At 35.4% G+C, this 1,828-nt stretch carries 2 protein-coding genes; both read right to left on the minus strand.

Annotated features, from left to right (window positions below; translation table 11 throughout):
• Window positions 1-387: 387 nt before the first annotated feature.
• Complete coding sequence (locus tag ABD814_RS08495) at window positions 388-621, minus strand: DUF896 domain-containing protein (RefSeq protein ID WP_425549071.1); 234 nt, start codon at window positions 619-621, stop codon at window positions 388-390.
• 190 nt (window positions 622-811) lie between these two features.
• The gene (locus ABD814_RS08500) at window positions 812-1,738 is read right to left on the minus strand and encodes a hypothetical protein (RefSeq protein WP_344912204.1); all 927 of its coding nucleotides are present in this window, start codon (window positions 1,736-1,738) and stop codon (window positions 812-814) included.
• Window positions 1,739-1,828: the final 90 nt, after the last annotated feature.

Consider the following 1,828-nt stretch of genomic DNA (forward strand, 5'->3'; position numbering starts at 1 on the left):
AAAAAACACTTTTGGTTCGCCTTGAAAAAAATTCAGGGCATACCGCTTATTGAGTGACCCAATCAATAGCCATCCATAATTTTAAAAACTGAAATCATCTCGAGGGATAAGTCTGCCCATTTTTAAGTTTGATGGGAAAAAGCGGATAGAGAAAAGTGAAAATTTAACGAGCAACCATACTTATTTAGTTATAAAAACTAAATTTCCCTAACTGGCATTCACTTTTGGCAATTTAATGGGCAAATCACCTATAAAAAATCAAGTTATGAATAATGCAGGTTAAAAATCATTTTCGTTGATTTTAACCAAATCCGAAATAATCTTAAGTCTCCTTCTGTTTGAGCATTCGACTCAGACATTTAGTCACCTCTTTTTAATGATATGCTTTTAGAAAAACTCCAGCGATTGTTTTGCTTTTTCGGCGATCAGCTTTGCCGGTGTAACATCTTGGCCAGCTTCGTTAACGACCGTTACGGTAGCCATTGTATTCTTAACTTGTCCACGAATTTCTGCTAAATACTCTTGACGAAGGTTATCTCTTTCAGCTAACTCCTCTGCTGTCAGTCCTTGATTTTTTGCTTTCTTCGCTAATTGATTAATCCGATCTAAACTTTGAATCATCTTCATTCTCCTTTATCAAAAATTATATCCTAACCTTAGGATATATACACATCCTAACCTTAGGATATAACAATAGCAAATATTTGGATTTGATCATTCCAACTAGAATCAACTAGGCAAAGATATTGAGCTAAATATTAAACAGCCCGGTAATCACAAATGATCACCTGCCTGTTTTGGATTGACTTCATTACTTGAAGATATTTTCTTCTGTTAATACTTCTTGAAAAGTACCTAAACTATAGATTAATCGGTTTCCGCTTACTTCTGATTGAATCCATTTCTCAGCAAAGCTGCCTTCAGAATACTCGATAAAAATTGGAACCTGTGGAAATTTGTTCGACAACTCAATTCCCGCCCACAAGTCAAGATCATCATCCAGACAAATAAAAATATGTGTGACAGGTTGTTCCTGTTCCCGAATAACCTCTTCCAACCTGTCACTCTTAATATCAAAGGAGCGAAATGTAATCGGTACAGACTCGACAGTATCAGGGTAATCGCTCAACCAATCCCGTTTGGCTTCCATAATGAATTGATCAAGTGCCGTGATCTTAAATTTAGTTTTGCTAAGACCACTTAGTTGAGCAGAAGCTTGTAATGCAATCTGCTGACCGATTGAACCAAAACCGATAATCAATAAATGGGCAGAGTTGTTTGCTTGCACACTTTTTAAAATGGATTGCTTTTCAAATAATGCTTGTGCGAATGACTGGTAAATATTAATTTGTTTCACTTTAATAGCTGGATCATAACCATTCATCGTTTTGTCTAATTCTGCAAACAAAACTCTAGACTGCGGCTCATGGAGATGAATGTATACAACAAGCTGATGATTCTTCCTTTTATACTTAGTAAAGTCAGTTTGAAAATCGATAAATTCATTTAAATTATCGATATCCTGTTGATGCAACATAATAATATTTTTCGCCCGACTAATACCAGCCTTTGTATATTTATTTTCCTGCTGATCATGGTGGTGAATAACGGCAATTCGATTCGCTTCTAAATATTTAATAACTTCATGCGGCAAGCGATCTGCGACAACAACAACCCGGCGTTTCTTTTTGCGTAAATTTTCAATCAGCAACATACTATGCTCGTTAAATCCAAACACGATCGTATGATTACCAATTAGTGTCTACTGAACAAATACTATTCTTCTAAAATAGTCTGTCTTAGAGTGGGAATAATCAATTTTAATCCC

It is taken from the genome of Amphibacillus indicireducens, from assembly GCF_039539605.1.
Lineage (GTDB): Bacteria > Bacillota > Bacilli > Bacillales > Amphibacillaceae > Amphibacillus > Amphibacillus indicireducens.